Source organism: Corynebacterium sp. KPL3927 (genome assembly GCF_040225835.1).
Taxonomy (GTDB): domain Bacteria; phylum Actinomycetota; class Actinomycetes; order Mycobacteriales; family Mycobacteriaceae; genus Corynebacterium.
Map to the genome: position 1 here is coordinate 259,072 of NZ_JBEHGD010000001.1, position 25,867 is coordinate 284,938.

Below are 25,867 nucleotides of genomic sequence, written 5' to 3' on the forward strand. Positions count from 1 at the left end.
CGTGAGTTCTCAAGATGTTCAACGCCCCATCTGCATTATCGGCCTCGGCCTCATCGGCGGTTCCCTGCTGCGCGATCTCGCCGGCTATAACCACGACGTATTCGGATACAACCACTCGACGTCCGCCGCCCGCACCGCAGTCAAGCAGGGCTTTGACGTCAATGATGACTTGCCGGCGGTGCTTAACCGCGCCGAAATTGAAGAGGCGCTCATTGTGAACGCCGTTCCCATGACCGCGGTGGGCAGCGTCTTAGATGCCATTCAAGAACACGCCCCTAGCTGCGGCATTACGGACGTGGTCTCCGTAAAGACTCCCGTGCGCCAGCAGGTCTGTGACCGTGGCATGGAGGATCGCTACGTGGGCGGGCACCCCATGGCGGGTACCTCGAAGTCAGGGTGGGATCACTCCCAGACGGGTCTTTTCCGCCGCGCAGCGTGGGGCATTACCTACGATTACGCCGCCGAGTATGAGGCGCGCGGGGAAAAGATTCCTAAGAAATGGATTGAGACTTTTACGGACGTCGTGCGCATGACCCAGATGGTGCATGCAGAGGCCGTGCCCATCCGCGTGGCCAACCACGATGCGGCGGTCGCCCGCATTTCCCACCTGCCGCATATCTTTGCTGAAACCCTCGCCACGGTGGGCGATAATGGCGGCATTTTGGCGCAGTCCCTGGCCGCCGGTTCCTTCAAGGATGCGACCCGGGTGGCAAGCACCCGCCCGGATCTCGTGCGGCAGATGTGCGAGACCAATGCCCCAGCCCTGGTGGAGGCCTTGGATGAGGCGCTGGAGCTGCTTCACGATGCCCGGGAGAAGCTCGCCGCCCCCGAGCCTTCCATCGCCGAGCTTGCCGATGCCGGCTACCGCGCCCGCACCCGCATCGAGGCTAGGTCGGGCGCGCGCAAGGAATCGGTCTCCCCGGTCAAGATTTCCTCCCGCCCGGTGCTGCGCCTGCACCCCGGCGGCCCGAAGTGGGTAGCGCAGCTGCGCCAGACCGAGTCCTTGGGCGGGCGCATCGAGATTTTTTAGCGGCGCGACTTGCGGGCGGCACCGTTGCCTGCACCGGTGGCGAAGGTGCGCGCGGCCGCCGCGGCACCGATAAGTCCAATGGCCGCTACCGTGAAGTAGATCCACGGGCGGTCGCCGCTGGTCTGCGGCGTTGCCTGCGGGGTAGGCGTGGTCTCCGCGGTCAAGACGGCGTCCTTATCCTTGCCGCTAACCACGCCGTCTACCCAGTCCTTGGTGCCGGCGAGCGTGGTGATAGCCGCGCTTGGGGAGGGAAGATCCGGATCTGCATTGGAGGTACCCGCGGTAGCTAGGCCCGCAAGCTTTCCGCCCACGAAGAACGGTCCGCCGGAATCGCCACCCTGCATGCCCGCATTACCGGTGGAATGGACATCGAGGATCGGGCTGCTGATCATCGGGGCCATGCCGCCTTGGCCAGGCTGCATTACTTCCCCACCGTTGCCGTCAGGCTTGACTATCTGCGGCTGCTCGGCACCCGGCTTGGTGGCACCGGGCGAGACCACCTTGGGCTTATCCGATCCCGAACCAGATCCCGGCATCATGGCACCAGGCATGGCCTCTTCGGCCGGCACGGATTCGTAGCCCTCGGGGACCTTCATGCCGGCATCCGGCTTGGAGCCGCCCGGCATCTTGAGCCCGGGCATGGCTTCCTCAGCGGGCACGGACTCGTAGCCTTCCGGGGCCTCCTTATCGGCGCCTGGCTTCTGTGCGGCGTCATCGCTTGGCCCGCCACCCAGGATTTCGGAGACCTTCATCTCTGCCATCGGCAGCTGGCCCTTGCGCGCCATGGAGGAGCTGCTGCTCCAGCCGTACAGGGTGCCAAGGTCGCCGGTCTCTGGAATATCAGTAGAGATCTTGGCCGGCTCGATATCAGTGACGGGCTCGGTGAGGTGGAGCAATCCGGCATCGGAAAGCGGAGACAACGCCCACGAATCCGCGTCATAGACCTTGCCTCCCAGGCGGGCCTGGGTGCCTTCGTTATTGACGGACTCCAGGCAGTGGCGTGCGGTAAGCACCCACTGCTTATCCACCAACGTGCCGGTGCAGTCGCCGAAGTTGCCTATGCGGCCCATCTTGAGCGCGGCGACGGTCTGGGACTCGGCGTTATGAGGGGCGGGTTCGCCGTGCTCAAGGGCGCTGGCGGGGGCCGCCAACATCCCGATGATGCCAGCGGTGGTCAAAGCGGTAGCAATTTTACGCGACATGTTAGTCCTTCTTTCCAGCAGGAACGGCGATTTTAACGGCGGTGGAGACGGCCTTTTCAAGGGGGCCTTGGCCCAAGAAATTCCGCCAGATGGTGGCGAGCACGAGGAATAGGCCAATAAATGCCCACGCCCACGCGGTGTTGTGCAGTGAGATGTGGCTTTGCCAGTAATATGCAGAAAGCACGTGCAAGACATACACGGTCAGGGACATCGTGCCCATTGCGGCCAAGGGGTAGACGAGCTTGGGTACCGCGCTGCCGATGAGCAGGCACAGGTGCAGCACTACGGCAGCCACAGCAACGGAAAGCAGGATTTCGCCCGCGACACCGGTGTGGCCGGTAAACCGCAGCCAGCTGGGCATATCCGGCTCGAAGCGGAAGTAGGTGCCAACCGCGGCAATCACCGCGCTGACCGCGGTAACAATCCACTGCAGCGCCGTGCGGAAGCTACCTGGGCGGATGTAGACCTCAAAGAGGAGCATGCCGGCGATGAAATACGCGATCCATGCCAGTAGCGGATAGACCTGCGGCAGGGTAAACGGCGCGTAGTGCACGGTTGAGGCGATGGCGGCGACGAAGAACAGGGCCAGCTTCCACCACACGTTGAGCGGCGGTACCCAGGAGACCACCATCATGGTGATACCCATAGCAACCAGCACGACCTGAATCTGCCCGCCAACCGGGAGCAGTGCCAATCCGATAAGCGTAATGATGGCGCCACGGGCAATCAGGCGCAGCAGCGTCTGTACGGAATAGTTCTTGCCAATGAGCATCATCGTCACTCCGGCGACAATGGCAAATAGGGCGGCCGGAAGGCCCGACAGAATGACCTTGGTACTCCATACCAACGAGGCCATGTGCAAAATAATCATGCCAATAATGGCAAGTGAACGAGCCAAGTCCAGCCCGACGATGCGCGATGATGTACTCACCTAGCACTCTCCTTCACGATGTGATGGGACGCAGCGGTCTCTACTACGTCCCATGTTTATAACGACTCTCTTTTTCTACAACGCAAGTCTGGGAGGTTGCTGTATCAACACTTTACATGTCCTGTACCTTATAAATGCCATTATTGGCCTGGTCAATCCCACGGACCCACTTTCCCGCTAACCGCACACAATTTCACCCGATTCCCCGGCCACAACACACTCCGGAGGGCCCGCCGCAGCGCGCATCACTGCCAACTACGCGCAATTAATTCACCCCAGAAACCCGCATCTACCTGCTATTTTGCTATAAATAATCGATTGCCCCCTCCATACCTTTATTCTGATAGTTTCTTTTCTGTCAGGATGCTTCCTGGTACCTATGAAAAGCGCTCAAACTGTCTGGCAAATGAACACGAAGTTGAGCCACCCTTCGTTTCTCCCTCCTAAATCAACCGAGGTTCCATCCATTAGTGTGGAGTATCTGTAACCCGTGGTAGGGCCTGACCCCCAGAAAGTGGAGACACCACGCTACCGGACGCAACCTACTGGGAGAGGAGCTTGAGGTTTGGAAGATAAAGACCGCGAAAACCGGGCCCCAATAAACAACCGAGCCGAAAAGCCACTAACCGGATTGCTCTCCCTTACGGAGGTAATTGGCCCTGCGCCAGACTGCGTAAGTTCCCGCAAGGAAAATAACCGCAAAAACTCCGGCAACCCTAAAATAAAATAAGCCGTTTTCTAACCTGCGGAAGATATCTGACGATGAGGTGGAATCCGTCTCAGCCAAGGTCTTAGCAACATATATCGCATTCAACCCGCCGATAGCATAACCGAGACAGAGCAACAGTGATACACAAATCGTAATCTTTAGCAGAACCTCTAAGGATGAATTACGTGACACTGTTCTCCTTTATATTCTCCCATTACAAATAGACGTGCGCATTCGGCATTTCCCTTAACGTCAAAATTTTGAAATCCGTCATCGTGCGCATGACCGAAGGGGCAATCATTGTGAGTTTTACCTTGCGCGTCACATGGATCCCGTTTTCGTCCCTGTTTTGGCAGTTCCCACCAAAGACAGTTTTGGACCCTTCTTGTACCCCTATACTGTTTCCGCTTGAGCCATTCCGGACAAGGCAGGAAGTAGCAGCAGAGAAGACAGAAGAGAAGCGGCAGTATATAAAGTTTTGTTCACAACTACCCTTTCTGTACGCGATGACTTACTTAAAGTAACATAAATTGACTTTCGTGGTAATGATTGTCATTATCTAGGTTCTGGCGCACATTACGTTATTAGCAGTTCAGGTCTAAGCTCGGATAATGGACACATCGAAGCTCGGGCCTTTTGCCGCTTAGGCTACACGCCTCGCCCACCCCCGAAAATAAACCTGGAAATAAAAAATCTCGAGGCACCGCCTTGGGAACGATGTCTCGAGATTCGAAATTTTGTGCGCCCGGAGGGATTCGAACCCCCAACCTTCTGATCCGTAGTCAGATGCTCTATCCGTTGAGCTACGGGCGCAGTCCGTTGTGAAGCAGTGCGTATGCTCTGCTGCGCAACGAGGATTTACTATACCCACGGACCTGGAAACTAACAAATCGCCTGTACAGAGCCGTGTTCGGCGGGATAGCCAGAGGAGTATTGTTCACCCGCCGTTCACGCTTTAGCTCGGTGTGGAGGGCGGGTGACTATACGAGGGCGGAGGCTTCGGCATCGGAAAGCAGGGCGTCTTGAAAGGCCTGCAGGGTGGATTCGTGATCGAAGTCGACACCGATGAGCACGAGCTCCGTGCCGGGGGTTACGCCATTGGCGGCCCATAAAGAAGCGGGAATGATCTGCAGGTTGGGCCCGGCCTGCTGCCACGCGTGGGCCACGCGCAGGTCGGTATCGATCCAGCAATATCCCTTGGACCGCACGAGGCCCGTGCTTGCCCGGAGGGCGGCGATGAGGCGCTCGCGATTAAACGGGCGATCGGCGCGAAAGACGACTGAGGAGATGCCGTATTCCTCGGTTTCTGGAGTGTGTGGGTTCGCAAGCTCCTCGGCGTAGCCGTGATAGGCGGCTGCGGTTGCGGTATTGAACAAATGCGCATCGAGAACCAGCCCTGGCTCGATCACCCCGTGGGTCACCGGAACCACGCGAGCCCGGGGATTCATGGCGCGGACTGCGGCGATGACGCGCTCGGTTTCGGCAGCATCGACAAGATCGGTCTTGGTAATGAGGATAAGGTCGGCGAATTCGACTTGGTCCACTAAGAGATCGGAAATGGTGCGGTCATCTTGGGGCGTAGCCTCGATGTTCTCGGAGACGAGGCTGCGGCCGCGACGCAATTGGTTTAAGAAGGTAGAGGCATCGACGAGGGAGACCATGGTGTCGATGGGGGCGGCATCGGCAAGCGTGGTGCCATCGGCAAATTCCCACTCAAAGGTGGCAGCCACGGGCATGGGCTCGGAAATGCCGGTGGATTCGATGACAATCTGATCAAAGCGGCCGGAGCGCGCCAGCTTGCCCACGGACTCGATGAGGTCTTCGCGCAGGGTGCAGCAAATGCAGCCATTCGACAGTTCCACGAAGCGATCCTCGCCGCGCTCGAGGTGGCCTTCGCCGGCGACTAGGGCGGCATCGATATTGACCTCAGAAAAATCGTTGACGATGACCGCCAGCTTGCGCCCCTCCCGGTTCGCGAACAGGTGGTTAAGTAGCGTGGTTTTTCCGCTGCCTAAAAATCCGGACAGCACGGTAACAGGTGTAGCCATCCTTTAATGGTAACGTTTTTCATTAAAGGATGGCTATTTGGGGCTTAGTACCTAGACCGTCAACCCGAAGATAGGCACCGCCAGCAGGAAGACGGTGAGGGTGATGAGGAAGATACCGATGACGTTGAGGCCAACGCCACCCTTGATCATCTCGCCAATCTTGACGTAACCGGAACCATAAGCAATGGCGTTCGGCGGGGTTGCCACCGGCAGCATGAAGGCACAGGTTGCGGCCAAGGCGACCGGGATGGTGAGCAGCAGGACGTTCATATCGCCTTCGGCGGTCAGGCCCACGCCCACGGCGACGCCGCCCATGATGGGGATGAAGGTCGCCGCGGTGGCGGTATTGGAGGTGATCTCCGTCAGGAAGAGGACCAAGGCGGCCACGGCTGCGACGATGAGCACGATTGGCAGGGAGCTGAGCCCCTTGGCCATCTCACCAATCCACAGGGACAAACCGGAAGAGTTGAATACCGAGGACAGGGAGAGACCACCGCCGAAGAGGAGGAGGACGTCCCACGGCATTTCGTTGGCCGTCTTCCAATCCAGCAGGCGGATGCGGCGTTCCGAATCAGCCGGCAGGATGAACAGGAGGATACCTGCGGCGATGCCGACGATGGCATCGTCATAGTTATCAAAATCGCTAAGGACGATGGGCAGGGATACCCAGGCCAGGGCGGCCAGGACGAAGATGATGCCGGTCATGATCTGCGGGCGGGTCCACGGGCCCAGGGCCTTGATTTCGTCGTTGATGAGCTCACGGCCGCCGGGGATTTCGGTCATTTCCGGCTTGAAGATGGTAATCAACAGCACCCATGCGATGAGCAGGAAGACAAGCGCCAGCGGCACGCCAACGGCCATCCAGCGGCCAAAGCCGAGGGTAACTCCCCAGGTATCGGCCATATACGCATTCAAAAAGGCATTCGGCGGGGTACCGATGAGCGTACCCAACGAACCGATGGAGGCGGAGTACGCGATACCCAGCATGAGGGCGGTGGCAAATTTCTTCTGCTTATCCCAACCGCCAACGGTCTCTGCGGTAAGCGCCAGCACGGACGTACCGATCGGCAGCATGACGACGGCCGTTGCGGTATTCGATACCCACATGGACAAAAAGCCGGTGGCCAGCATGAAGCCCAAAATGAGGCGGCGCGGCGAGGTGCCGATGAGCTTTACCACATAAAGCGCAAGGCGACGGTGCAGGTTCCAGCGCTGCAGCGAGAGCGCGATAAGGAAGCCACCCATGAACAAGAAAATGGTGGCAGAGGCATACGGTGCGCCAACTTCCTTAATGGTTCCCACGCTAGCGAGCGGGAAGATGACCAACGGAATCAGCGCGGTGGCCGCCAGCGGGATGGCCTCAGTCATCCACCACACACCCATAAGGATGGTCACGGCCGCAACGGTACGGATGGCGCTCAGTGTGTAATCGGCTTCTTCATCCACGCCGGTGGACTGTTGGACGGTATCGATGGCATTTGAAGGGAAGATGAAAAATACGAGGATGGCCAGGGCGAGGCCAATAAAAAGGCCAATGAACTGGCGGCGCCATTCATTGCGTGGGGCACCGGGATCCTCAGCGCCCTCTGATTGGGCGGTAGATTCGTGAGTATGCGGGGTGGTCATGCCGCGAACTCCTTTGCTAGAGAGACTTTTAGCAGGGCGGGGGTGTAATAGCTCTGTCAATTACCAGCAATCGAGCCGGATCCTTGGTGCATCCCGAACATCATTCAGTCCGTGCAGAGCATGCTAAGACCCTACAAAACATTTGCATCAGAAACCACAAACTTTACTGAATTCACCCCCACTGCTTTTAAAATTCACACACCGCAGCTACTCATAATGTGAAATCTCCCCCACCGGTTCACTACCCCCGCCCAGCGCGGCAGGCCCCGTGTGCCAGAGAAGTTTATAGCCCCAGCACTGACTTGGCGATGAGGAAATAAATGATCAGACCCGTGGCATCGCAGAACGTGGAGATAAACGGATTGGAAAATACGGCAGGGTCCGCGCCAATGGTCTTCGCAACGATGGGCATTAGCCCGCCCACCGTGGCGGATATGGAACAGATTAAAAACAACGTCGAGCCGATGACTAGGCCAATATCCACGCCGTAGACCACCGTTGCTAGGCCGAGTCCGGCCAAGCCCAATACGGCACCAAGCAGCATGCCCACGCGGAGCTCGCGCCAGAGAACGGCGAGGAGGTCGCGCCCGCGGACATCGCCAAGCGCCAGCGCACGGGTCACCGTCGTTGCCGCCTGGTTTCCCGTATTACCGCCGGTACCGGTCAGCAGCGGGATAAACAGGGAAAGCACCACAGCCTGCGCCAAGGTGTCCTCGAAGGCGTCCAAGACCCGCACGGTCAACAGCGCGGATACCGCCAGAACCAGCAACCACACGATGCGGGACTTCACCAGCTTCAATAGCGGCGTGGACAGGTACGGCTGCTGCAGGGCCTCGGTACCACCGGCGCGCGCGGAGTCCTCGCTATCCTCGGCCTCGACGATGTCAATGGCATCATCCCAGGTCAAAAGCCCTACCAGGCGGTCCGAATCATCCACGATGGGCAATGCCAAAATATCGAGCGGCAGGAACCACCTGGCGGTTTCTTCCGCATCATCATTGGCATTGGCATAGATGGGGCTTTGCATGATGTCCCCAATCGTGGTGCCCTCCTCCGCGGTAAAAATCTCCCGCAGCGTCACCACGCCCACCAGGCGGCGGTCCGCGCGGGTAATGGGCACCGCATAGATGGTTTCCAGCTCATCGGCTTTCGCGCGCAGGGTCCGCAGCGCTTCCTCCACGCTCATTTCTGGATGGATGCCGGGGACCTCGGGCGACATGCGGCGGCCCACCGAGCCCTTGGTATAGCCCAGGACAACCCCGGTGACATCCCGCTTCGATTTGGTAAGCGAGCGCAGCAGCCGGTCCGCTATTTCCGCCGGCAACTCATCCAACAGGGCCACGCGGTCTTCCGGCTCGAGTTCATCGAAGAACTCATAGACATCAGCATTGCCCAGCTCATCGATGATATCGGCTTGGTGCTTGGCGTCCAAGGCATCAAATACCACGATGGATTTACGCCGCGGCAACAAGCGCAGGGCCAGCGCGGCGCGGATGGCATTTTGCCGCTCGACGATGGCGATGAGCTCCTGCAGCGGCACCTCATCAAGCAGCGCCTGCAAGCGAGGCGCTTTTTGTGGGTCAATGGCAGAATCCTGCTTCAACCATGCCTCGACCGTATCGCTGGCCTGCTCAGTAATATCCGCCAATGCCGTCACCTTGCCCTTCTCGCCCCTCATACCGCGGCGCCGGTGGCCACAGTAATTGATATAGCCTCACATAGATTACGCGTATCCCCCACCAGTACACAGCGCTGCGGTAGAAAACTTTGCCTTTAGGCAAAAACACCCCACAGGGCAAAGGCCGCGAGCAGGGAGACCAGCCCCGCACCACCGGCCAGGACGGCGGCGCCGGGGAGGTGGCGGTGGGTGCGCAGGGAGGCATCGACAAGCGATGCCCGCTTCCACACCGCCACGATCAACACCAGCACGCCAGCCGCGAGCACCAGCAACGGGAGAAACACGCTGACGCTGACTACCCGCATAACGCCTAGGAGTATCACTGCCAGCGCGAGGATGGTGCGCTGCCACGATAGGCGGGTGCGTTCGGGCTGCAAGCCGGGGTCAAAGAGCTCCCCATGCGGCTGCGGGCTAGGCAAGTAACTCTCCTACCAGCAGCACGGCCGCGATAACGACGATGATGCCCACGAGTACCGGAATGGCGATGCTAAAGGGCAACGGGCGCTGTTGCCGCAAGGCGCGCTCGGCCCGCTTCCATTGCACCCACGCGACTACCGGCAGCACAATCGCCACCACCAGCATGAATGTGGAGACCACCGCGCGCAGCGTCGCCGGCAGCGGCACGTCGAAAGCTTCCAAGGCCACTCCCCCGGCAATCAGCGCGAGCGAGGTGCGGATCCATGCGAGGAAGGTGCGCTCATTCGCCAGCGTAAAACGCGGATCAGGGTCACTTCCTACCCCAAATACCGAGCGGGGAAACCTCGAATCGCTCATGCCTTCCTACCTTATATTCAATGTCCACCCTTAGCGCGATAAGCCTGCGAGCCTACCCGCCGGAAACCTCGTTATGATCGGGGCCATGATTGAAATCGCAGCCATCGTTTTCCGCAATTCCTTTGGCCACGTGCTTGGCGTACGCAAGGCCTCATCCACGAAGTTCCAGCTCCCGGGCGGCAAGCTAGAAGAAGGAGAAAGCCCAGTCCAAGCCGCTGCGCGCGAGGCGGAAGAAGAAATCGGCGTCCGGGTTCGCCTACCTGAACTTACTGAGCTCGGCACCTTCACTGCCCCCGCCGCCAATGAACCGGGCCAGACCGTCCGCGGGCATATCTTTACCTACCCGCGCCCCGTCATCGCCCACGCCGCGGCCGAAATCGCCGAAACCGCCTGGATCGATCCCGCCGACCCGCAGTGCGAGCTTGCTGATCTCCTGCGCAACGAGGTTTTTCCGGCGCTTTAAAGTGGTCAAGCCCGCGCATCGACAAAGGGCGCCACGCCTACACCCCGCCACCTGAGCCAGGGCAGAATCGTGAACCAGCGATGACGTAACAGTCACCCCCTGGGGCCAACGGGGTGCGGTGTACTACTTATTTCGACTGATGCCCTGCATACTCCGCCCCCATACGCACTCCCACAGAAGCAGCAGTCAGAACAACAATGAAGATGGTCACTAAGCCGATGCCTATTACATCGGTCAGCCCCAAAACAAGTACCACTAAATAGGCAACTGCTAAAGCGAGCAAAACTCCGTTTTTATCTTCTGCGCTTTATCCATAGCTCCATTATTCACGATAAAAATTCACCTCATTTGGAGTTTCTCCTTTTTTGAAGAAACCTCCTTGAGTTCCAAAAGTGCCCGCGGAGAATACTCGTATCCCGCGTGCAGAATAAGGGCCTGGATTTTGCTTGGTGGCCACCACATTTTGTCGTCTAACCCGCCGTTTAGGCCTGTCGTTTAAGCCAAGAATACGACGAAATCCCGAGCGCATTCGCCCGGGATTTGTGTGGCGGAGATGAGAGGATTCGAACCTCCGGACCCCAGAAGGGTCAACTCCTTAGCAGGGAGCCCCATTCGGCCGCTCTGGCACATCTCCAGGTTCAGAAAGAACCGTAAAAGACAATACCTGCCGCATGCGCCACGGCCAAACTAACCCCTGGTTTTGTCCCCGGTTTTCTTCCACGCGCGCAGGAGAGACGACCTAGAGTGGTAGCCATGATTCGCTCCGACTTACGCGCCATCCCCGGCTACGTGCCCGGCGCGCGCCACGATGATGCCCTCAAGCTATCTTCTAATGAGGCCACGCAGCCACCGCTGCCTGAGGCTGCCGAGGCTATGGCCCGCGCCGCTGCCGAGGCCAATCGCTACCCGGATATCGCGGCCACCGAGTTGCGTGAGGATCTGGCCGAGCACTTAGGCGTGAGCTTTGACCAGGTTGCGGTGGGCACGGGTTCTTCCGCGCTGTGCCAGCAATTGGTGCAGATCACCACCACGCCCGGTGAGGAAGTGATTTTCCCGTGGCGTTCCTTCGAGGCTTATCCTATCTTTGCCCAGGTGGTGGGTGCACGCCCCATTCCGGTTCCGCTCGATGGGGACCAACGCGTGAATTTGGCCGCGATGGCGGAGAAGATTACCGCGGATACGCGCCTAATTTTCGTCTGTAATCCGAATAATCCTTCCGGCACCACCGTGACTAAGGCGGAGTTCGCCGAATTTATGGACGCGGTGCCAAGCGATGTCCTCGTTGCCCTCGATGAGGCCTATATCGAATACAACCGGAATGCCGATACCCCGCTGGGCACCGAGCTTTTTGGCACTTATCCCAACGTGGTTTTCCTGCGGACCTTCTCCAAGGCCTATGGTTTGGCCGGCGTGCGCGTGGGCTATGCCTATGGCCCAGAATACGTCATCGCGGCGCTGAATAAGGTAGCGATTCCGTTTTCCATCAATGCCGTAGCCCAGGCCGGCGCCCGTGCCGCGCTAGCAGCGCAGGATTCGCTGCGCGAGCGCACCGAAGAGACCTGTGGCCAGCGCCAGCGTGTGGAAAAGGAACTGGCAGAATGGGGCGTTCCCCATTCGGAGGCCAACCACGTATGGCTGCCGGCGGCGAATATTGAGAAGCTAGGAACACCACAGGAAGTGGCCGCGCGCCTGTCCACACACGGCGTGCTCGTTCGCGCCTTTAGCGAAGGCATACGCATTACTATTACAACCGAGGAAGAAACTAACGCCCTGCTGCAGGCGTGGAACGATACCGTAGGAGGCTAAATGCGTTCGTTGACCAATTTTGCCCTCAACGTGGTCGCCATCGCGATTGCGCTCTGGGTCGTAGTGGGCATTATTCCCGGGATTTATATCACCCCGGATAAGCTGGGCAATTTCATTGCTGTGGCCATTGTTTTCATCATCATTAATGCGGTGGTCATGCCCGTGCTGCGCTTTATCGGCGCCCCGCTGACCTGCCTCACCCTGGGTCTATTCGCGCTCGTCATCAACGGCGCCGCCCTGCTGATCGTGGAGTGGACGCTCAATACCTTTGACTTAGGAATTGGCCACCTCGTGGTCAATTCCTGGGGCTCTGCAATCTTCGGCGCCATCGTCTTGTCCCTGGTCAGCAGCCTGGTCAACTTCTTCACCAGCCCCCTGCGCCAGCCGGTCTAAAGGAACGAGTTATCCCCCAGCGAAGGGCGGCAGCACGTCAACGCGGGTCACGCCCATAAGAGGCGAATCCGCTTGGGTGTTCCCGGCGCCATCGATAAGAAAGTTGCAGCGTCCCAGCACCTCTTTCATGCTCATGCCGGCTTCGGTGGTGCCGGTGTGGTCCTTGCCCAGCTGCTCTATGAGCTGGCCTAAGGTGGTGGGCGCTTTTACCTGCTCCGAAGCTACGCCAGCCGCGGCACGAGCGGCGGCGAAATAGTGAACGGTCAACATGCTTCCTACTATGCCCGCAGGCTTCGAACGTGTCGAACTCGCGGGTAAACTTGGCTCTATGCGCACTCCCGAAACCCACGCGCACGAGGTCGCGGCTGCCCTCGGCCCGCGCGAAGTCATATCCCGGTCCTTGGGCCAGGCACAGGAGATGGTCCTTGCCTCCGATGTCTATACCATCTTCCCCTCGCCGCGCTTTAGCAATTCCCAAATGGATGGCTACGCGCTGCCTGCTACCGAAGCCGGTGCGTATGAGGTGGGCCCCACCATCGCCGCAGGCGCGGATCCCGCCGAGCTGCTGGATGGCCCTTTGCGCGCCGCCAGCCCCATCATGACCGGAGCCAAGGTTCCGGAGGGCACGGCAGCCATCGTGCCGATTGAAAAGTGCCAACCGCAGGAGTTCCTCCAGCCGGGCGAGACCATTACAGTTCCGGCCACTGAAAAGGGCCAATTCATCCGCGGGACGGGCACGGACCTCGAGCAGGGCGCTCTCCTGGCCGCCAAGGGCGATAAGCTCACCCCGGTGCGCTTGGCCGCGCTGGCCTCCCAGGGCATCGAGGAGGTCACCGTTTACCGCCCCGCCCGCATCCTCGTGTGCACCGGCGGCGCGGAAATTGGTACGGGTATAGCTGCTATTCCCGATGCCAATGCACCGCTCATCTCTGCTATGGCCCACCGCGCCGGCATTGAGGTCGCCGGTTATGTCACCACCGATGATGATCCGGAGGTGCTCACCCGCGCGCTGGAGGAGGCCACTAAGCTCCACCGCCCCGATGCCATCGTCACCTCCGGCGGTATTTCTGCGGGCAAATACGAGGTCATCCGGCAGGTGCTCACCGGCTGGTTTGGCCACGTGGATCAGCAGCCCGGCGGGCCGCAGGGCATCGCCAGTTTCCATGGCACCCCGGTCATCTGCTTGCCCGGCAATCCGATTTCCACCATGGTGAGCTTCCGCCTCTTTGTCGCCCCCACCCTGGGCTGGGCACCCGCGGCATATCGCGTACCAATCGCGCACGCCATCGAGGGGCTGCCCCACAAGGATCAATTCCGCCGCGGGTACGCCGATGCGCAAGCCCACGTTACTGGCGGTGCTAGCTCTCACCTGCTGGCCCAAGCCGCCAATGCCACCCACCTCATCCGCATTCCTGCCGGTAAGAGCCTCAATGCAGGAGAAGAAGTAAAGGTCTATCCCCTATGAGTTATGCTCGCACCGCCATTGTTTTGGTCGCCTCCACCCGCGCCGCCGCCGGGGTCTACGAGGATCGTTCGGGCCCGATCGCGGTAGATTTCTTGCGCCGCAAGGGCTTCGACTGCCCCGCTGCCCGCGTGGTACCTGATGCCGATATCGCCGCAGCGGTGGACCAGGCCTTCGCCGAAAAGCCCGCGGTTATCCTTACCTCCGGCGGAACGGGCCTGACCCCGGACGATCTCACCGTCGATGCCGTACAGCCCCATCTCACGCGGGAGCTTCCCGGCATCGCCATGGCCTTTTGGAATAAAGGCTTGGAGACTATCCCCACCGCAGTGGCCTCGCGCGCGGTCGCAGGCGTCAATGACACCACCTTTGCCATGACCCTGCCCGGTTCTACCGGCGGAGTCAAAGATGGTTGCGCCGTGCTAGAGGATTTAATCGTCCACATCGTCGATATGTTAGAAGGAAAACATGAGCACTGATCCTTCTTATGTCGCCGCGCAGACTGGGCTCACTGTCGGCGCCATACTGACCGAGCAGCCCCTCGAGCCCCTCCTTGCCGCCGCCAAAGCAGAGGTCACCACCTCAGCCATGGGCGCGGTGGTCACGTTCGAGGGCATCGTGCGCGATCACGATGGCGGCCGGCCCGATGTCACTCAGCTGTCTTACTCCGCACACCCTAGCGCCCCAGAAAAGCTGCGCGAGATTGTCGATGAAGTAGCAGGCCAGCACCCCGTGCGCTTGTGGTCGGCCCACCGCACCGGCGATCTACAGGTGGGCGATTTGGCCTTTACCGTCGTCGCCGCCTCTGCCCACCGCGGCGATGCCTTCCGCGCCGCGGAGTCCTGTGCCGATCGAGTCAAGGCCGAGGTGCCCATTTGGAAGGAACAAAGCCACGGCGATGGCTCCATCAACTGGGTGGGCCTCGAATGAGCACACGCTATGCCCGCCAGGAGGCCCTGTGGGGTGATAAGGGCCAGCAGAAATTGGCTGACTCCCACGTCGCGGTCATCGGCGCGGGCGGGCTTGGCTCACCGGCGCTGCTCTACCTGGCAGGAGCCGGGGTAGGCCGCATCTCACTTTTCGATGACGACCTCGTCTCCCCCTCCAACCTCCACCGGCAGGTCATTCACACCACCGCCTCCATTGGCACCGTAAAGACCGAATCGGCCGCAACGGCGGTGCGGGCCCTCAACCCTGAGGTGGAGCTCATCTGCCACGGCCGCCTAGAATCCGCCACCGCCCTCGAGCAGCTGCGCGGCTGCGACGTGATCCTCGATGGGACGGATAATTTCGACGCCCGCTACCTGTGCTCATGGGCCGCCCACAGCCTGGGCATTCCCCACATTTGGGCTTCTATCCTGGGCTTTGATGCGCAGATGAGCGTCTTTTGGTCCGGCAAGGGCCCTGTGTACGAGGATGTCTTCCCCACCGCCCCTGCCCCAGGCGAGGTTCCCTCGTGCTCCCAAGCCGGCGTTCTGGGCCCCATCGTCGGCACGGTGGGTTCTGCGATGGCCTTGGAGGCTTTGAAGATCATTACCGGCGTCGGCACCCCGCTCATTGGCATGCTCGGTTACTTTGAGGCGCTATCTGGGACCTGGGAGTATATCCCCATCCGCCCTACCGGCGCGCAGCCTACTCAGCCAGCCGATGCCCCCGAGGTCCGCGAGATCCCCGCGCACGCCCCGCTTATCGATGTCCGCACCGACGCCGAGCGCGCCCGCGCCACCATCCCCGATTCAACGCATCTGTCCCTCGACCGCATCCTCGCCGGCGAAAACCCGGACATCGGCCAGGGCGATGCCGCTGTTATCTACTGCGCTAGCGGCATCCGCTCCGCGCAAGCCGTCCACGCATTGCGCGGCCGCGGCTACGAGCACGTTGTTTCACTGCGCGGCGGCATTAACGCGTGGTTGGAACAGCACGATTTGTCCTAGCCTCGCCAAACAGTGTGGGGTGCCTATGGCCTTCCGTATTTGTCTTCCTTGCCGCGAACAAAGACGAACCAGATCAGCGGCCCCAAGATAGGAAGGGCGAAGGTAGCGGCGATAAAGAGTATCTTGGCCGCAATCGTGTACCCAGAAGCGATAATAGAAATAACCGCCGCAATCCAGAACGCGACGAGCAAAATAATGGGAAGGAACCCAAGGAACCACCACGTGTCATTAGAGTTAGTAGATTCCGCTGCTGCTACATAAAGTTCCGAGGTATTCATGACGTCCTTTCGTCGAGCATTTTTATCTCTGGGACAAAGCCAGCACCGCATCGATACCTGACTTGCCCTGTACATTTCCAAGATTAAGTCTGCGCCGCACTAGGCGCGTCATCCCCCGGTATGAAATGCCACAGCAGAATCCCACTGATCTAAGAGGTCTTCCGGTGCCCTGTCATCTCTAGGTTCGCTTTGTCGCCATCTAAGGTGAGGTTTCCCGTCAGTTCCTGCGTGGCCACAGCACCCGATTCGCCTTCCCCATAGGCACGCCACGTTACTGTCACGGTATCGTCGGTCCACTCCAGCTGATTAATATGCCTGCGTGCTGGCTCCATGCCATTACGGGTCCAGTCTTCTACCTGGGTAATGTAATTCAGGTCATTGTCATAAATGAGCAAGTTATCCGGCCAGGCCACGCCGCCTTGATCGCAGACATAGGTAATAACGGCTTCATCTTTGCCATCACCGTTGATATCGGCGTAAGCACCCTTAGGGGTTCCATCCTTGTTGAGCTTTAGCCCGGCGACAGCATTGGGATATCCAGTCTTTAAGTGCTCGGGCAAAGTCCCATCCACCAACGTGCCGGCGTCATGCTCACACAACGCTGGTACCCACAAGGAGTACAAGTCTTCCACTGGGATGATCTTATTTTCCCCTGAAGTCGCAGATTTCTGGGCCTTTTCCGTCACTGTCGCAGTGCTCGGCTCCTTCGCGGAATCTGAGGCTCCAGCACCTTCATCATCCGTGTTTGAACTGGAGGATTCTTCGCTGACCTCGGAGGTCGCGCTAGATCCGGTGAAATTCGGCTCGCTATCGGCCTTATTAGGTTCATCGGAATTAGAGCAACCGGAAACAAAAGCGACAGCAGTCACGGCCAGGATCGCGCAAGGAGAGGTGAGAGAATTAGGCATAAGCGCAGCATACAGTGCTAGGGCGGCTGGATTCGCGCCAATGGAGGTAAAAATGAGAATTCGGCAACCTGGCGGGAACCAGAAGCTAGCCAACTATCATCTTGTTGTGGGTCACTTTTGGAAAGGAAGTAGGGGGCTCCGTTCTGATTCCAGACAAATTTCTAATGCATATCAGGTTTACCATCATCGCTAGAAATCAGGATGGGTCAGCGCATGAATAAACCCCGAGACCAAATGGCCTCGGGGATTTATTTTCTCGCTTCTTAAATCTTAGAAGCCGAGGATGGAGCGGTTAAACTCGTTAACAGCGTCCGGAACCAGGTAAGGCACCTGACGGAAGAACAGGCTTGCCTGCTCAAGAGCGTCCCAGCCGGTGGAGACTGCGGAGTGTGCTGCTTCCTGTACGTTGGATACAAGATCAAGAATCATTTCAGAATTCCTTTCGAGGTTGGAAAATTCTTATACGCGTTTCCGCGCGCACTGATCATTGTATGTGGTTAGGTGCGGTGATGTGCAACTTTCGAGTAGGCAGTTTATAGATTTGTTAGAAAACAATCGTCCTGGGGTTTAAACGATCTGCATTACATTTTCTTTCTATCTAAAACTTTCGCGCAATAAATTTTAGTTTCAAAGATGATCAAGGGAAGTAGGGAAAGGTTCCACGTTTTCCCGTCCGAGGAAAGGATGAGCCGTACAGACAAGACAAAACCCCTAGTCAGCTGGGACTAGGGGAAATGCTCTCTGCGGAGACGGCGGGATTTGAACCCGCGGAGGAATAAACCTCGCCGGTTTTCAAGACCGGTGCATTCGGCCGCTCTGCCACGTCTCCATCGTGCCGAAGAGGCAACTTGGTTAGCTTACTAAACGGTCCCGCGCGAATCACATTGCCCCACGAGAAAATGGACGTGGCGCACACCACACCTCCTCCATTAGATTGGCGGTATGAGTGCTACACAGATGAAGGCAATCGTCCAGACCGATCCTGATACCCCACGGTCGCTAGAGCTGCAGGACGTAGACGTTCCTGAGCTGCGATCCGGGGAGGTCTTGGTGAAGGTAAAGGCGGCGGGCGTCAACCGCGGCGATATTCTGCAGACGATGGGCGCGTACCCGCCGCCACCAGGGGCATCGGAAATAATTGGGCTGGAGGCCGCCGGCGTGATTGAGGATGCCGGCGATACGGATTGGGAAGCCGGCACCGAGGTCGGCTGTTTGCTTGCAGGCGGCGGCTATGCGGAATATGTCGCGGTCCCGCAGGGTCAGCTGCTTCCGCTGCCCAAGGGATTTAGCCTGGAAGAAACCGCGGCCGTGGTTGAGGTCGGCTGCACCGTGTGGTCCAACCTGGGCATCGAGGCGGGCCTGCACGAGGGCCAGCGCCTGCTCATCCACGGCGGTGGCGGCGGCATCGGCACCTTTGCCATCCAGGTAGCAAAGGCGCTGGGCGCTGAGGTGGCTGTTACCGCCGGATCGCAGGAAAAGCTAGAGCGCTGCCGCGAGCTTGGCGCGGATATTCTCATCAACTACAAGGAGCAGGACTTCGTCGATAAGCTCAAGGGCAGCTGCGATGTCATCCTGGATATCATCGGCGCAAAGTACCTGGAAAAGAACATGAAGTGCCTGGCCAAGGACGGCAAGCTCATCATCATCGGCATGCAGGGCGGCACCAAGGCGGATATCAATTTGGCCCCCATGCTGCCGAAGCGCCTGACCATTCAGGGCACGACGCTGCGCGCGCGTGACTTGGACGATAAGGCGGAGATCGTCGCCGGCACCATCAAAAATGTGTGGCCCATGCTGGAAGATGGCCGCGTGAAGCACGCGCTGCATGGCACGTACCCGCTTGCCGATGCCGCCCAAGCCCACGAAGCCCTCGACAGCGGCGAGGTCACGGGCACGCTGGTTCTCACGGTGTAGTTTCCCAGCGCACCCTATTTAGGCGAGCGAGGCAACGACGCGAACGAGGTGCTCGATATCGTGGTACGTATTAAACGGCCCCAGTGCCACGGTGACGGCACCACCGATCTCTTCCACGCCCATTTCCGTCAGCAGCGGTGTTTGCGGGGCCAACGTGGTGACAAGCCCATTATCAAAGAGGCGCTTGTACACCGTCTCCGCGGGCACGCCCTGGACCGCAAAGGTCAAGCGGGGCAAGCGATCATCGGAGGCTCCGGCGGCGGCTTCCCCGGTCACGCCCAAAATATGTACGGCAGGCAGGGTGCTTAAGAAAGCATAAAGATCCGCGCGCAAGTCCTCGAGGTAAGCACTCAAGGCGGTCATGGACTTATGCAACCGCACCCGGCGCGATCCCTTATCCCCACCGGCTAGGGCCGCTAGGTGATCCACCAGCGGCCCCACGCCGCCGGCCAAACCAGAGGACACGGGGGTCTCTAGCTTGCGTCCGTCTTCCTTGGAATAGACGGGGTTGAGGGCATCCAGGCGGCGAAGCATGCGCGTATCGCGAAAGACCAAGGCAGCCATCTGCGGCCCGCCAAGCAGCCCGATATCGATGCCGATAATATCCGTGCCAAGCTCATCGAAGCGGATGGGGCGGTAGGGGGCGATAGCGGAGACATCGAGAAGCGTCCAGGCGCGTGAACGCCCCCGCACCGTGTCAATGATCTCCTCAGCTGGGGATACCGTGCCCAAAAGCTCATGCGCGGCGGAAAAGGAAACGAGCCTTGTAGAGCCATCGACAAGCTCTGCGAACTGGAATCCCGGCAATTCGCCGGTGCCAAGGTCCGGCTGCGCCCAGCGGATATCGGCGCGCACGTCAGAAAAAGCGGAATACAGCGTGGGAGGATCCAGCTTGGACAGCACCACCGAGGAATTGCTGCCCAATAGTGGGCGTGCCGCACGCGACAGGGATTGGTACAGCACGGGCAGGGATGGGCCAAGGACCACACGGTCTGCCTTGGAAGCGGTGAGATCCGCAATGGCCATGCGCGCTGCTGCATAGTTGCCATCGCCTGCCAACCGGCCCGGCTCGGGCGCGGCCGAGTGGGCGCCGCCTGGTCCCTCTTGCGTCGCTACCGCCGTCGCCATCCGGAAAGACCGGGCAACGCCGGAGGTCACGCGCTCCGAAATTTGGGGCACCGCGTGCGCATTGAGGTATGTCCAGCCATCAGATAGTCCGGTGTACAAACCTCGCGCACTAAAGACGTCATAGTGTGCCGAAGCTGCTGGCATTAGGTCCCCTTCTTCATCGCACTGAACAACTGCCACCACGTGGCGGTCGATTCCCTACTGTATACGCGTTTGCTCTCAGTTTCCCAAATCTGAATTTTCCCTGGGCATCACTGTTTTCCCAGGCTAGCGGCGTGTAGTTCCCGTTTGCCCAGCACGCGCGCTAGGGTGTTGGGCGTGCAAGATAACAATCAACTGCGCGCTGATATCGCCCGCATGACCTCCCAGCCAGAAGGCGAGGCTATCCCAGCGTCCCAGTCCATGACCCTCAAAGCTGCTTTCGCAGACCTTATGCGGGGTGCACAGCAGCGTGAGCTGTGGTTCAAGCTGGGCCTGCAAGATATCAAGCAGCGCTACCGCCGCTCCGTCCTCGGCCCATTCTGGATCACCATCGCCACCGGTGTGATGGCGCTTGCCTTGGGCCTCTTGTATTCCATGCTTTTTCAGATTCCCGTCGCGGAATTCCTTCCCCACGTCACCGTGGGCCTTATTATGTGGACCTTTATTTCGGGCTGCATTAAGGAAGGGTCCACGGTCTTTATTGATAATGAGGGACTGATTAAGCAGCTTCCCGCCCCGCTTTCGGTGCACGTGTACCGGCTGGTGTGGCGCCAAACCCTGTTTTTGGGCCATAACCTCATCATCTGGCTCTTGCTAATCATGATCTTCCCGCGCAACTTGGGCTGGGAATTCTTCCTCTTTATCCCCGGGCTACTGCTCCTGCTCATTAACGGCGTGTGGGTCACCATGTTCTTTGGCATCATCGCCACGCGCTTTCGCGATGTCGCCCCACTGCTCGATGCCTTGACGCAGCTATTGTTCTACGTCACCCCGATTGTGTGGATGACCAATACCCTCAAGGACCAAGGCGGTGCGGTGGCGGACCGCGCCCGCATCGCGGAAATCAACCCGCTGTATCACTATCTGGAAATCGTGCGCGCCCCAATGATTGGTGAACCCGTTGCCGCCTACCACTGGTGGATCGTCATCGGCTGCACCGCAATCGGCTTGTTCATCGCCGGGCTCGTCATGCGCAAGTGGCGCTTCCGCGTGAGCTACTGGGTATAGACTCCCTTCCTTTACTCCCACCCCACCATGAGGCTCGTTGAAAGGATAAAAACTGATGGTCTCAATTGATACGTATAACGCGTGCGTGGACTTTCCCATCTTTGATGCCAAATCCCGCTCACTAAAAAAGGCCATGCTTTCTACCGCGGGTGGTGCCATTGGGAAAAATGACCACAACACCGTGGTGGTTGAGGCGCTGCGGGATATTAACCTGCACCTGCGGGAAGGCGATCGCGTCGGGCTCGTTGGCCACAATGGCGCCGGCAAGTCCACGCTGTTGCGCCTGCTCTCCGGTATCTACGAGCCCACGCGCGGTACCGCCGATGTCCGCGGGCGCGTCGCCCCCGTCTTTGACTTGGGCGTGGGCATGGACCCGGAGGTATCCGGCTACGACAACATCATCATCCGCGGGCTGTTTTTGGGCCAGTCCATCAAGCAGATGAAGAAAAAGATGGATGAAATCGCGGAGTTCTCCGAGCTGGGCGATTACTTGTCCATGCCCCTGCGCACCTACTCCACCGGTATGCGCGTGCGCCTAGCACTTGGCGTGGTGACCTCCATTGAGCCGGAAATCCTGCTGCTGGATGAGGGCATCGGCGCCGTCGACGCAGCCTTTATGGCCAAGGCCCGCGTGCGCCTGCAAGAGCTGGTCAAGCGCTCCGGCATCTTGGTCTTTGCCTCCCACTCCAATGACTTTTTGGCGCAGCTGTGCAATACCGCGCTGTGGATCGATCACGGCGAAATCCGCTCAGTGGGCGAGGTATCGGACGTCGTGGGCCAGTACGAGGGCCCAGAAGTAGGCGAATACGTGCGCGATCTGCGCCAGCGCTTTGAGGGCGAAGACGCTGCCGAGTAGGAGCTAGCGCAGCATCCCCAGCAGCTGCTGGCTCAGCCCAGAGACCTCCACGTGCAGGTCATCCGGGCGCTTGTAATTGGGGGCTGCCACGCGCGCAGTCACGTGCCGCTGCGAACTATTCTGCGGCCCCGCCTTCTCTTCTCCTTCAGAAACCACCTGGTAGCCCAGCTTCTGGCTCACCCGCGCCGAGGCCTCATTGTGCGCCACCCAACTCGTGCTCATCGCCTGCGCGCCCAGGTAATCGAGGCCAAAGGACACCACCGCGTGCCGGATGAGCGTGCCCACTCCCTGGCCCTGGAACCGGTGAAAGACCCAGGAACCGGTCGCGATTTCTCGCGTCGTAGCGAAGTCCTCCGCCCGCGCATCGATGGTGCCCAGGATTTCCCCCGAGTGCGCATCGCGCACGATGAAGTCCAAGGACCACTTTTCTGGGCGCAGCTGCGCCCGATTGGTCCACCGGAACTGGGCCGCCGCTGCAGGCGTATTCATCCTGGGATTGAATAACCACGGAAAGGCGTAATCCGGAATGTCTGCGCCGTAGATATCCTCTGGCGCCACACCGGCGATTGCCGCAATATCCTCATCGCGCATCACGCGTAGTTCCACGCCAGGGTGGGTAGTATCGCTCGCGCGAATCGTCAGCCCAAACGGTGGCCACATGCTGTCCATAGGAAGTCAGCTTAGCCCACGCGGAGTGTTTATCCGCAGCAGATCCATCCCCCGGTGGCAAGATGGAACGCATGACTGCCACCCTTGATTCCACCGGTACCACCGCTGCCGTCATTGTCACCCACCAGCGTGCGGAATTGCTGCGCGCCTCGCTCGAAAAGGTAGTCAACCAAACCCACCCCGTGCAATGGGTCATCGTGGTGGATAATGGCGCTGAGGATGCGGTCCGTGACGTGGTGGAATCCCTGGCAGGCGACCGCGCGGTCTACGTGCCGTCCAAGACCAACCTAGGTGGTGCGGGCGGTTTCGCTCTAGGTTTTCTCACCGCGCTATCACTGGGTGCCGATGCCGTATGGTGCGCCGATGATGATGGCCGCCCTGCCGATTACGGCGTATTAGAAGAGCTCTACCGCGTGGCAGGAAATAATAACCTGCACGAAGTCTCACCTGCCGTGTGCAATATCGACGATCCCGGCCGCTTGGCCTTCCCGCTGCGCCAAGGGCTGGTGTGGCGCCGCCGCATGGAGGAGCTGGAAGGAGACTTCCTGCCCGGGATCGCTTCCCTGTTTAATGGCGCCCTGATTTCCGCCGCGGCAATGCAGACCATCGGCGTGCCGGATTATCGCCTCTTCATCCGCGGCGATGAGGTGGAATACCATCGCCGCCTGGTCAACTCCGGGCTGTCCTTCGGCACCGCCTTGACCACGAGCTACCTGCACCCGGACGGTTCGGATGAGTTCAAGCCAATCCTGGGCGGCAAGATGCATACCCAGTACCCGGAAGGCGAGTTCAAGCGCTTTTTCACCTACCGCAACCGCGGCTACCTGCTGTGGCAGCGCGGCATGCGCAAGCTTTTGCCCCAGGAATTTGCTCGCTTTGGCTGGTTCTTCTTGGTCCAACGCCACGATCCGGCCGGCTTCCTGGAGTGGCTCAAGCTGCACAACCGCGGGCGCCGGGAGGATTTCCGCCGCCCCGAAAATCGATCCTAAGGCGCGCCGCGGGCCTATTTTTCCTTAAAGATAAAGACTCGCTGGATGGCAAAGTTGGTCACCGTCGCCACGCCCTGGGCAATGACGAAGGCGATGGTGTCTTTCACCGCGCCCTCGAAGCCTAAGGAAATGAGGGGCTCATTGAGCACCCAGTACAAGAAATTCTGCACGGCAAAGGTGGATACGTATAACACGCCCACCGTCGCGGCCGTGCGGCCGGACACCTTCGTGCCAAAGGTCCAGCGCGCATTGGCCAGATAGGCAGCGATGGTGCCAAAGACCCAACCAATCGCCTTCGCCCCAGAGCGGTGCAGACCTAAGTGGGTCAATAACAGCGTCAACCCATAGTCAATGACGGCGGCAAAAACACCCACCGCAATAAATCGCACCAGCTGCTGCTTCAAAGAGCTGGAGGGGCGCTTTACTTCTGCAGCATCTTCAAGTGGATTAGTCACAGGCAGTTAGCTTACCCGCGCAGCAGCGCTCGGTACATGTCTAGGCGGTACACCGGCGCGGCGGCGTCCTTGCCGTAGGCACCAATCTGGGATAGCTGGTGCAAGGAGGCATCGCACAGCGCGCGAATCTCCGCACCTTTCAAGGTGTTGCCATCATCGTTGACCCAGCCCAAGGCATCCATGGTGGTTTCCACCACGGAATCGGTCAGCTCGTCACCACCCATGCAGGACAGCGCCAAGGCCATGGACCAAAAGGCATCTTTTCCCTCATTGGTGACTTCACGCGGCAGGCTAGCCAGCGTCTCAGCCGTGGCCGCCGGCAGATCGCTTCCGCGGTTTAAATCCATGGCCTGTAAGAGCGGAACAAAGTCATAGAGCTTGGTGCGCTCGATGAGCGCCCTTACCTGGGGTTTAACCTGTGCCAGAACTTCATCGGTGATTTTTTCACCGGTCAATTCCCGGTTCACCGCAGTAAGTTCAAAGGGCGCGAAGAGGTTGCCCGAGCCGCCCACGCACAGCGCGCTGGGGGTGCCATTATCGCGGGGATAGATTTCTGCGACCACCAGCTCAAAGTCCCAGAGGCCCCACACAAAATCGATCTGGTCGCCCTCGCGCCAAAGGAATTCGGAGGCTTGACGCTCTGGGTCAAGGCGCGGGCCGCGGGCATCGCTGTGCTCGTAAAAGTGCCACGGGGAGTTTTCATCCGGCAGACCAAAGCAGATGTGTAGTACTTTCTGCAGCTCATGCAAGGTAAGCGCATCGCTAAAACCGATTTGGCGGTGGACTTCCCCATCCGCACGGATATTGGAGGCTTGGCAGATGACGGTGAGCGGTTCCCGCTTTAATGACAGCAGCGGGTCGGCACGGCGAGCCCGTGCCTGTGAAATATCGGTGACCCCTGCATTCATGGGCCCCACCATACGCAAATTTTAAGAAGCCAGTTTTTCTATATCGCGCGCTTCGAGCTCGCTGATGATAAACGTAGTTGCCGCTCCGATAGCTCCCAACAGCGTCCACGGGCGCTTAACGCCACGCTTGCGCAGGAAAGACACCACCTTGCGGGACACGGCTACATCGGCCCATAGAGCAAGGCCCACCAGGATAAGCACCGCCGCCAAAATGGCCCAGAGTTTCAGGCCCTTATCCGCAAATTCCTGCGGTGAGCGCGGTTCATCGCCGTCCTCTTCGGCCTGGGCGTTGGTATAGGCCACCAATGCGCCAAAACCAATCGTGGACAAAACGTAGGCGGTAATAAGGCCCTTTGTGGATTTAATCCAGTCCGGGTAGGAGGTGACGATGCCCTGTGCGGCCGCTTGGGTGATGCGACCGGCCAAGGTGTCATCGAGGGCGTAATTATCGCGGGATTCTTCTGCTGCTTCGCGGTTGTTTGTCATAGCGACCACTC

General features: G+C 59.4%; 28 protein-coding genes and 3 tRNA genes. 12 read left to right on the forward strand and 19 right to left on the reverse strand.

Annotation, left to right across the window (positions count from 1 at the left end; all coding sequences use genetic code 11):
• Nucleotide 1: 1 nt before the first annotated feature.
• Complete coding sequence (locus tag ABRP86_RS01310; protein ID WP_349862151.1) at nt 2–1,030, forward strand: prephenate dehydrogenase; 1,029 nt, start codon at nt 2–4, stop codon at nt 1,028–1,030.
• Here the strand turns inward: ABRP86_RS01310 and ABRP86_RS01315 are convergent.
• From ABRP86_RS01315 to ABRP86_RS01350, 8 genes are all read right to left on the reverse strand, one after another.
• Nucleotides 1,027–2,232 carry a trypsin-like serine protease gene (locus ABRP86_RS01315; RefSeq protein WP_349853491.1) on the reverse strand — a complete coding sequence of 402 codons (1,206 nt, stop codon included), beginning with the start codon at nt 2,230–2,232 and terminating at the stop codon, nt 1,027–1,029. The genes ABRP86_RS01310 and ABRP86_RS01315 overlap by 4 nt on opposite strands.
• A gap of 1 nt (nt 2,233) precedes the next feature.
• Nucleotides 2,234–3,163 (reverse strand): DUF418 domain-containing protein, encoded by a 930-nt coding sequence (locus ABRP86_RS01320; RefSeq protein ID WP_349853492.1) that lies wholly within the window; start codon nt 3,161–3,163, stop codon nt 2,234–2,236.
• A gap of 1,449 nt (nt 3,164–4,612) precedes the next feature.
• Nucleotides 4,613–4,685, reverse strand: a tRNA-Arg gene (locus ABRP86_RS01325).
• A gap of 167 nt (nt 4,686–4,852) precedes the next feature.
• Nucleotides 4,853–5,920, reverse strand: coding sequence for a GTP-binding protein (locus ABRP86_RS01330; RefSeq protein ID WP_349862152.1), 1,068 nt, complete (start codon nt 5,918–5,920; stop codon nt 4,853–4,855).
• A gap of 51 nt (nt 5,921–5,971) precedes the next feature.
• Nucleotides 5,972–7,546, reverse strand: coding sequence for an SLC13 family permease (locus ABRP86_RS01335; protein WP_349862153.1), 1,575 nt, complete (start codon nt 7,544–7,546; stop codon nt 5,972–5,974).
• 283 nt (nt 7,547–7,829) lie between these two features.
• The gene (mgtE, locus tag ABRP86_RS01340) at nt 7,830–9,224 is read right to left on the reverse strand and encodes a magnesium transporter (protein WP_349862154.1); all 1,395 of its coding nucleotides are present in this window, start codon (nt 9,222–9,224) and stop codon (nt 7,830–7,832) included.
• A gap of 95 nt (nt 9,225–9,319) precedes the next feature.
• Nucleotides 9,320–9,643 carry a DUF202 domain-containing protein gene (locus ABRP86_RS01345; RefSeq protein ID WP_349862155.1) on the reverse strand — a complete coding sequence of 108 codons (324 nt, stop codon included), beginning with the start codon at nt 9,641–9,643 and terminating at the stop codon, nt 9,320–9,322.
• On the reverse strand, nt 9,636–9,998 hold the full coding sequence (locus ABRP86_RS01350; protein ID WP_349862156.1) for a YidH family protein: 363 nt from the start codon (nt 9,996–9,998) through the stop codon (nt 9,636–9,638). The genes ABRP86_RS01345 and ABRP86_RS01350 overlap by 8 nt, the downstream gene beginning before the upstream one ends.
• An 85-nt stretch (nt 9,999–10,083) precedes the next feature.
• Here ABRP86_RS01350 and ABRP86_RS01355 point away from each other — a divergent pair, with 85 nt between their 5' ends.
• Nucleotides 10,084–10,461, forward strand: a complete 378-nt coding sequence (locus ABRP86_RS01355) for an NUDIX hydrolase (protein ID WP_349862157.1) — start codon at nt 10,084–10,086, stop codon at nt 10,459–10,461.
• A gap of 545 nt (nt 10,462–11,006) precedes the next feature.
• Here ABRP86_RS01355 and ABRP86_RS01360 read toward each other — a convergent pair.
• A tRNA-Ser gene (locus ABRP86_RS01360) sits at nt 11,007–11,095 on the reverse strand.
• Nucleotides 11,096–11,214: 119 nt separating this feature from the next.
• On the opposite strand from ABRP86_RS01360, the gene hisC reads away from it, so the two are divergent.
• Together hisC and ABRP86_RS01370 are read left to right on the forward strand one after the other, a co-directional pair.
• Entirely contained in the window at nt 11,215–12,267 is a 1,053-nt protein-coding gene (gene hisC, locus ABRP86_RS01365) for a histidinol-phosphate transaminase (RefSeq protein ID WP_349862158.1), read from the forward strand.
• Nucleotides 12,268–12,660: a phage holin family protein gene (locus ABRP86_RS01370; protein ID WP_349862159.1), complete on the forward strand. Its 393-nt coding sequence runs from the start codon at nt 12,268–12,270 to the stop codon at nt 12,658–12,660.
• Between the two features lie 9 nt (nt 12,661–12,669).
• On the opposite strand, the gene ABRP86_RS01375 is transcribed toward ABRP86_RS01370, so the two are convergent.
• The gene (locus ABRP86_RS01375) at nt 12,670–12,930 is read right to left on the reverse strand and encodes a MoaD/ThiS family protein (RefSeq protein WP_023016533.1); all 261 of its coding nucleotides are present in this window, start codon (nt 12,928–12,930) and stop codon (nt 12,670–12,672) included.
• 58 nt (nt 12,931–12,988) lie between these two features.
• Here ABRP86_RS01375 and ABRP86_RS01380 point away from each other — a divergent pair, with 58 nt between their 5' ends.
• From ABRP86_RS01380 to ABRP86_RS01395, 4 genes are read left to right on the forward strand one after another with little or no spacing between them, the layout of a single operon-like run.
• Nucleotides 12,989–14,125, forward strand: a complete 1,137-nt coding sequence (locus tag ABRP86_RS01380) for a molybdopterin molybdotransferase MoeA (protein ID WP_349862160.1) — start codon at nt 12,989–12,991, stop codon at nt 14,123–14,125.
• A complete protein-coding gene (locus tag ABRP86_RS01385; RefSeq protein WP_349862161.1) occupies nt 14,122–14,601 on the forward strand; it encodes a MogA/MoaB family molybdenum cofactor biosynthesis protein in 480 nt (159 codons plus the stop codon). The genes ABRP86_RS01380 and ABRP86_RS01385 overlap by 4 nt, the downstream gene beginning before the upstream one ends.
• Entirely contained in the window at nt 14,591–15,052 is a 462-nt protein-coding gene (locus ABRP86_RS01390) for a molybdenum cofactor biosynthesis protein MoaE (RefSeq protein WP_023024915.1), read from the forward strand. Before ABRP86_RS01385 ends, ABRP86_RS01390 begins: the two co-directional genes overlap by 11 nt.
• Nucleotides 15,049–16,056: a ThiF family adenylyltransferase gene (locus ABRP86_RS01395; protein WP_349862162.1), complete on the forward strand. Its 1,008-nt coding sequence runs from the start codon at nt 15,049–15,051 to the stop codon at nt 16,054–16,056. The genes ABRP86_RS01390 and ABRP86_RS01395 overlap by 4 nt, the downstream gene beginning before the upstream one ends.
• Nucleotides 16,057–16,079: 23 nt before the next feature.
• Here ABRP86_RS01395 and ABRP86_RS01400 read toward each other — a convergent pair whose 3' ends face one another.
• From ABRP86_RS01400 to ABRP86_RS01415, 4 genes are all read right to left on the reverse strand, one after another.
• Nucleotides 16,080–16,334 carry a hypothetical protein gene (locus tag ABRP86_RS01400; RefSeq protein ID WP_349862163.1) on the reverse strand — a complete coding sequence of 85 codons (255 nt, stop codon included), beginning with the start codon at nt 16,332–16,334 and terminating at the stop codon, nt 16,080–16,082.
• A gap of 149 nt (nt 16,335–16,483) precedes the next feature.
• Nucleotides 16,484–17,242, reverse strand: coding sequence for a hypothetical protein (locus ABRP86_RS01405; RefSeq protein ID WP_349862164.1), 759 nt, complete (start codon nt 17,240–17,242; stop codon nt 16,484–16,486).
• Between the two features lie 270 nt (nt 17,243–17,512).
• Nucleotides 17,513–17,671, reverse strand: a complete 159-nt coding sequence (locus ABRP86_RS01410; RefSeq protein WP_023024906.1) for a hypothetical protein — start codon at nt 17,669–17,671, stop codon at nt 17,513–17,515.
• A 315-nt stretch (nt 17,672–17,986) separates the two neighbouring features.
• A tRNA-Ser gene (locus ABRP86_RS01415) sits at nt 17,987–18,071 on the reverse strand.
• A gap of 128 nt (nt 18,072–18,199) precedes the next feature.
• On the opposite strand from ABRP86_RS01415, the gene ABRP86_RS01420 reads away from it, so the two are divergent.
• Nucleotides 18,200–19,156: an NAD(P)H-quinone oxidoreductase gene (locus ABRP86_RS01420; RefSeq protein WP_239269707.1), complete on the forward strand. Its 957-nt coding sequence runs from the start codon at nt 18,200–18,202 to the stop codon at nt 19,154–19,156.
• An 18-nt stretch (nt 19,157–19,174) separates the two neighbouring features.
• On the opposite strand, the gene ABRP86_RS01425 is transcribed toward ABRP86_RS01420, so the two are convergent.
• A complete protein-coding gene (locus ABRP86_RS01425; protein WP_349862165.1) occupies nt 19,175–20,428 on the reverse strand; it encodes an aminotransferase class V-fold PLP-dependent enzyme in 1,254 nt (417 codons plus the stop codon).
• A gap of 213 nt (nt 20,429–20,641) precedes the next feature.
• On the opposite strand from ABRP86_RS01425, the gene wzm reads away from it, so the two are divergent.
• Together wzm and wzt are read left to right on the forward strand one after the other, a co-directional pair.
• The gene (gene wzm / locus ABRP86_RS01430; RefSeq protein ID WP_051138399.1) at nt 20,642–21,493 is read left to right on the forward strand and encodes a galactan export ABC transporter permease subunit Wzm/RfbD; all 852 of its coding nucleotides are present in this window, start codon (nt 20,642–20,644) and stop codon (nt 21,491–21,493) included.
• A 55-nt stretch (nt 21,494–21,548) separates the two neighbouring features.
• The gene (gene wzt, locus ABRP86_RS01435; protein WP_023024897.1) at nt 21,549–22,349 is read left to right on the forward strand and encodes a galactan export ABC transporter ATP-binding subunit Wzt/RfbE; all 801 of its coding nucleotides are present in this window, start codon (nt 21,549–21,551) and stop codon (nt 22,347–22,349) included.
• A gap of 3 nt (nt 22,350–22,352) precedes the next feature.
• On the opposite strand, the gene ABRP86_RS01440 is transcribed toward wzt, so the two are convergent.
• Nucleotides 22,353–23,018 (reverse strand): GNAT family N-acetyltransferase, encoded by a 666-nt coding sequence (locus ABRP86_RS01440; protein ID WP_239269646.1) that lies wholly within the window; start codon nt 23,016–23,018, stop codon nt 22,353–22,355.
• 62 nt (nt 23,019–23,080) lie between these two features.
• Between ABRP86_RS01440 and glfT1 the strand changes: the two genes are divergently transcribed.
• Nucleotides 23,081–24,007: a galactofuranosyltransferase GlfT1 gene (glfT1, locus tag ABRP86_RS01445; protein ID WP_349862166.1), complete on the forward strand. Its 927-nt coding sequence runs from the start codon at nt 23,081–23,083 to the stop codon at nt 24,005–24,007.
• A 14-nt stretch (nt 24,008–24,021) separates the two neighbouring features.
• Here the strand turns inward: glfT1 and ABRP86_RS01450 are convergent, their stop codons facing one another.
• Genes ABRP86_RS01450 through ABRP86_RS01460 form a run of 3 tightly spaced genes read right to left on the reverse strand, consistent with a single transcriptional unit; the run spans nt 24,022 to nt 25,856 of the window.
• On the reverse strand, nt 24,022–24,462 hold the full coding sequence (locus ABRP86_RS01450) for a GtrA family protein (protein WP_005280656.1): 441 nt from the start codon (nt 24,460–24,462) through the stop codon (nt 24,022–24,024).
• An 11-nt stretch (nt 24,463–24,473) separates the two neighbouring features.
• Complete coding sequence (locus ABRP86_RS01455) at nt 24,474–25,382, reverse strand: plasmid pRiA4b ORF-3 family protein (RefSeq protein ID WP_349862167.1); 909 nt, start codon at nt 25,380–25,382, stop codon at nt 24,474–24,476.
• A gap of 9 nt (nt 25,383–25,391) precedes the next feature.
• Nucleotides 25,392–25,856, reverse strand: a complete 465-nt coding sequence (locus tag ABRP86_RS01460) for a hypothetical protein (protein WP_349853004.1) — start codon at nt 25,854–25,856, stop codon at nt 25,392–25,394.
• Nucleotides 25,857–25,867 lie beyond the last annotated feature (11 nt).